Origin of the sequence: Psychrobacter sp. TWR1-1-1 (assembly GCF_049895865.1) — a bacterium.
GTDB lineage: Bacteria > Pseudomonadota > Gammaproteobacteria > Pseudomonadales > Moraxellaceae > Psychrobacter > Psychrobacter immobilis_A.
The window spans coordinates 1-4,369 of sequence record NZ_JAFCTE010000040.1 but is presented as its reverse complement, the minus strand read 5'-3'; the positions used below and the strand labels follow the sequence as shown (position 1 = coordinate 4,369).

General features: G+C 36.0%; 6 protein-coding genes and 1 pseudogene. 5 read left to right on the top strand and 2 right to left on the bottom strand.

Features of this window, described 5'->3' with window-relative positions:
• Positions 1 to 73: 73 nt before the first annotated feature.
• Positions 74 to 790, bottom strand: a complete 717-nt coding sequence (locus tag ACP69U_RS13690) for a hypothetical protein (protein ID WP_426138823.1) — start codon at positions 788 to 790, stop codon at positions 74 to 76.
• Between the two features lie 85 nt (positions 791 to 875).
• Between ACP69U_RS13690 and ACP69U_RS13685 the strand changes: the two genes are divergently transcribed.
• The 5 genes and pseudogenes from ACP69U_RS13685 to ACP69U_RS13665 form a co-directional block, all read left to right on the top strand.
• Positions 876 to 1,085 (top strand): helix-turn-helix domain-containing protein, encoded by a 210-nt coding sequence (locus ACP69U_RS13685; protein WP_426138822.1) that lies wholly within the window; start codon positions 876 to 878, stop codon positions 1,083 to 1,085.
• Positions 1,086 to 1,656: 571 nt separating this feature from the next.
• Positions 1,657 to 2,571 carry a replication initiation protein gene (locus tag ACP69U_RS13680; protein WP_426138821.1) on the top strand — a complete coding sequence of 305 codons (915 nt, stop codon included), beginning with the start codon at positions 1,657 to 1,659 and terminating at the stop codon, positions 2,569 to 2,571.
• A gap of 366 nt (positions 2,572 to 2,937) precedes the next feature.
• Positions 2,938 to 3,576 carry a ParA family partition ATPase gene (parA, locus tag ACP69U_RS13675; protein ID WP_426138820.1) on the top strand — a complete coding sequence of 213 codons (639 nt, stop codon included), beginning with the start codon at positions 2,938 to 2,940 and terminating at the stop codon, positions 3,574 to 3,576.
• Positions 3,577 to 3,579: 3 nt separating this feature from the next.
• Complete coding sequence (locus tag ACP69U_RS13670) at positions 3,580 to 3,789, top strand: plasmid partition protein ParG (RefSeq protein WP_201629998.1); 210 nt, start codon at positions 3,580 to 3,582, stop codon at positions 3,787 to 3,789.
• A 105-nt stretch (positions 3,790 to 3,894) separates the two neighbouring features.
• Positions 3,895 to 4,020: pseudogene (locus ACP69U_RS13665) on the top strand (IS256 family transposase); the annotation flags it as partial.
• Between the two features lie 33 nt (positions 4,021 to 4,053).
• Here ACP69U_RS13665 and ACP69U_RS13660 read toward each other — a convergent pair.
• Positions 4,054 to 4,293: an IS3 family transposase gene (locus ACP69U_RS13660; RefSeq protein WP_426138824.1), complete on the bottom strand. Its 240-nt coding sequence runs from the start codon at positions 4,291 to 4,293 to the stop codon at positions 4,054 to 4,056.
• Positions 4,294 to 4,369 lie beyond the last annotated feature (76 nt).

Sequence of the window (4,369 nt, the reverse complement as noted above, 5' to 3'; positions counted from 1 at the left end):
TAGGATTCAAAAGGGCTTGAGCTATAAATCGCCAAGACAGGTGTGGTTTGATTATTATCGTCAAGCTGCGTAATTAAAATCTCCCAAGTTTGGTTCTACGGATTTGACGGCAGGGGTCAAATTGAAGCAAACAATCTTCATTAGCACGAACATAATCATATGAATTTTCAATGTTAACTAACAGTAAATTTTTTCTCATTAAACGGTCTAATATTTTAGTATCTAGACTATATGATGGTGATAACTGAGTATCCAGATTATCCGATAATGAGATAGTTGAACGGAGATTATCTGTTCCCAAGCATGTTAGAACAGCGACTAATAAGTAATGATCAACAGTGTTTATATTATCCAAACTAGGAACTGAATATAGCTGAGTCTGGCGAAACTGAATTAGCTGATTTATAAATACGTTTTCTTTTATCAACTGTTGCTGCAGGGCGCTTTCATTGCCATCACGGCGGCTATCTTGTTGCCTACGATAAAAAGCCTTTAGGTAGCAACTCTCACACTCCCAACTGTCCAAATACGAGCTTATAAATTCTGTACGGTTACAGCAGATTTTTACAGTACTACAGTTTACGCATCGGCAGTCGAGTATTGTGAGATAAGCATTATCCTCAGCAATCCTCGTAATTTCCCTATACGTCAGACCAAATTCATCACCTATTTCTTTACAGCTGTAAATAAAGGGTTTCTTAGAATTATTTTTGATTCTCAGCCAATACTTATCACAGATAGTTTTGGCATCTTCTGTGATATCTAATTTATACGCTACTTTAGTTTTCATGGCCATCCTCTTAATACCGACTATATCCCGTGGATATTATAGCGAACCACTGTGAGTATTGCTATTTTTAGCAGTGGTTAATGTTATGACGACAGATGAGCGTATGGTTGCTTTTGGAAAACGCGTGCGTGAAGTGAGAAAATCCAAAGGGATATCTCAAGAAAAACTAGCTGAGATGGCAGGGATTGATCGAAGCTATATGGGTAATATAGAACGTGGTGAAAAAAACATCACACTCAAAAAGATCTATGAAATATGTGATGCACTGCAAATTGATATAAAGCTTCTGATATAAATCATGACTTAATTATTAAGATCTAGAACGCTCTCAGAGCGGCGATACAAGGATTATTAATGTTTATGATGAGCTGTGGCTACAAGTTGTCTAATGAGTACTAGAGAATCCTCTAAGACTGTTTAAAGTCTATCGATCAACATACTCGTTCTAATTGCATTTAATTAGTCTTTAGCATTGGAACTTAAGCCTTGTTTTTCTATATCGGCTAATGGAGTTTAATCGTTAACATTCACTCAATTTTATTAACTTATGCACAGAAAAATTTAAAAATCTCTTTAAAGGTTTTTATTTAATCTTGTTTAATCTTGTTTAATCCTGTTTACTCTTGTTTAGAGCGCTTTTTCCCTTTCATAATCAATAGCTTACAACGTCGTATAACACTAAATGATGTGGGATAACACTAAATGATGTGGGATAACACTAAATGATGTGGGATAACACTAAATGATGTGGGATAACACTAAATGATGTGGGATAACACTACGCATAACAATACTAATTTAGTTATTGTTATGCGTAGTGTTATTAGGTTATACTCACTAACACTGAATGAACGGGTGCATATGAAATGAAAAATAATCTTGTAGCAAAATCTAATGATTTAATTGTTGCTAGTTACGAATTGACGAGAAATGAACAACGCCTATTATTAGCCTGTATTAGTCAAATCAATAGTCAACCCAATGCGTCTGAAATTACAATGCAAGATGAATTCGTGGTAACTACTGAGCAGATGAAAGAGCTATACAAGGACTCTAGTAAAGATAATGTTTATAGGGATTTAAATGTTGTTGCAAATAACCTTTTCGAAAGAGAAGTTAAGATAGCGTTACCTGATAATGAAATGCTACGAACACGTTTTGTATCAAGCGTTTTATTCCAACCTGAGAAATCACAAATAACTGTCACATTTGCCCAAAAGATACTTCCTTATCTAACGCAGCTGAAGAAGAATTTCACACGATACAGACTTGCTGATACTGTTGAGTTAACAAGTATTTATGCTATTCGGCTTTATGAAATGGTTGTCTGTTGGCAAGGACAAAATAGATGGAGTGAAACTATAGATTTAGGTGAATTCAGATATATGATGGGATGTGTTGGTAAGTATAAACAGTTTGGACAGTTGCGCCAGTCAGTTATTGAAAAAGCGGTTGAGCAAATAAATGAAAATACTGCTTATCACGTCAGTGTTAAATATCGCAAGATCAAACACACATATAAAAGCGTGACTTTCAGTTTCTATAAAAAAGGTGCCATTTCATTAACAGATGATAAAGGCGCATTATCATTGGATAAAATTAAACGTATTGTTCGTTCAGCGCAATTTACGTCAGACTATAACGACCATCAACTGCTTTCAGTTGAAGCTAGAGATAGCAACGAAGCATTTTGGGCTAAAGCTGAACAGTTAATAGCAGAAAGTCCAAAAGAGTTCACGAAACGACCATTTGATGACTATCTAAAGATAAAAACAGATTAAGGGAACAGATAGGCAATATAATTAAGAAAAGAAAAGAAAAGAAAAGAAAAGTCTTATTGAATAGCTTGATATATTGTCTGATAAACGATAAGTTTTATAGTATACTCAAATACTCAAATACTCAAATACTCAAATACTCAAATACTCAAATACTCAAATACTCAAATACTCAAATACTCAAATACTCAAATACTCAAATACTCAAATACTCAAATACTCAAATACTCAAATACTCAAATACTCAAATACTCAAATACTCAAATACTCAAATACTCAAATACTCAAATACTCAAATACTCAAATACTCAAATACTCAAATACTCAAATACTCAAATACTCAAATACTCAAAACACGGAAGTTGCTCTATGAAAGTAATAGCAGTATTAAATCAAAAAGGTGGTAGTGGCAAAACGACGATCGCCACGCAAATAGCCAGGGGGCTACAGCTACAAGGACATAGTATTCTGTTGGTTGATAGCGATAAACAGGGTAGTGCGAGGGACTGGAGAGCAGTTGATGAAGATAACCCAGTTCCAGTAATCGGACTTGATCGCCCAACTTTAGATAAAGATCTAAAGAGCGTATCTGATAAGGATTATGTAGTCATTGATGGCTCGCCTCAAGCAACGAGCCTAGCAATATCTGCTATTAAGGCTGCTGATTTTATACTGATACCTGTGCAACCGAGCCCGTACGATATTTGGGCTACCAGTGATTTAGTTGATTTAGTGAAACAGCGGATAGAGATGACAGAGGGGAAGCTGAAGGCAGCCTTTGTGGTGTCTAGAGCAATCCAGAACACTAACATTGGCAAAGAGGTGGCTACCGTGCTTTTAGACTATGGTTTGCCAGTTTTGGATACTAGAATTATGCAGCGTGTAAGTTATCCGAATAGCGCATCATTAGGTAAAACAGTGTTTGATACAGAAGCATCTAATAGTAATGCTGTACAAGAGATGACAGATCTAGTGAATGAAATAAAAACATTTTTTGATGAGGAGTAGGGTATGAGTCTGGCAGCAGGTAGACCAAGTAAAAAAGCAAAAGATGAGCTCGATTTATCAGATGTCTCGGATAGTCCAAAAAAGACAGTTCGCGTAAATTTTAATCTCGATGAAGAGATGTATATTAGGCTAAAAAAGCATGCGCTCGATAGTCGTAAAACAGTGACTCAGCTACTTACTGAAATGATTGATGAAAAAGTGATTGAGCGGTAGATAAAGAAAATCTGAGAATAGGGATATGTTCAACGTTGAAGGATCAAGCGAGCATTTCCTAAAAAGTGTGTAACTGCTTATAATCCACTAACCGGAGAATAAGCAATGACTACCCAATCTGACATTAAAAAACTGGCCGAGCAAATGGCTGGTAGCATGAAAAGCTTCGATGACATCAAAGCTTTTCAAAAGCAGCTCATGCAATCCTTTATCGACACTGCCTTAAAAGCTTAGATGGAAGACCATCTCAGCTGTAGTGGTCAACTAATTTAGGACAGCTGATAAGAGATTTTGATTAAAGTAACGTTTTTCTTTTGCTAACGGTGTTAAATAATCATTAAAACTGTGCGGTCTCACGGTTTGATAATAGCCCCAGATATAATCAACAATGGCACTTTTAGCCTTAGCGATATTCTCATAACCACCCTTTGGCATCCATTCTGTTTTAAAGCTCCTGAAGAACTGACCCCTGCCGTCAAATCCGTAGAACCAAACTTGGGAGATTTTAATTACGCAGCTTGACGATAATAATCAAACCACACCTGTCTTGGCGATTTATAGCTCAAGCCCTTTTGAATCC

Excerpts from the sequence above, each read along its gene's own strand:
- ACP69U_RS13690 (WP_426138823.1), bottom strand. The coding sequence starts at position 790 with ATGAAAACTAAAGTAGCGTATAAATTAGATATCACAGAAGATGCCAAA.
- ACP69U_RS13670 (WP_201629998.1), top strand. The coding sequence starts at position 3,580 with ATGAGTCTGGCAGCAGGTAGACCAAGTAAAAAAGCAAAAGATGAGCTC.
- parA (WP_426138820.1), top strand. The coding sequence starts at position 2,938 with ATGAAAGTAATAGCAGTATTAAATCAAAAAGGTGGTAGTGGCAAAACG.
- ACP69U_RS13685 (WP_426138822.1), top strand. The coding sequence starts at position 876 with ATGACGACAGATGAGCGTATGGTTGCTTTTGGAAAACGCGTGCGTGAA.
- ACP69U_RS13680 (WP_426138821.1), top strand. The coding sequence starts at position 1,657 with ATGAAAAATAATCTTGTAGCAAAATCTAATGATTTAATTGTTGCTAGT.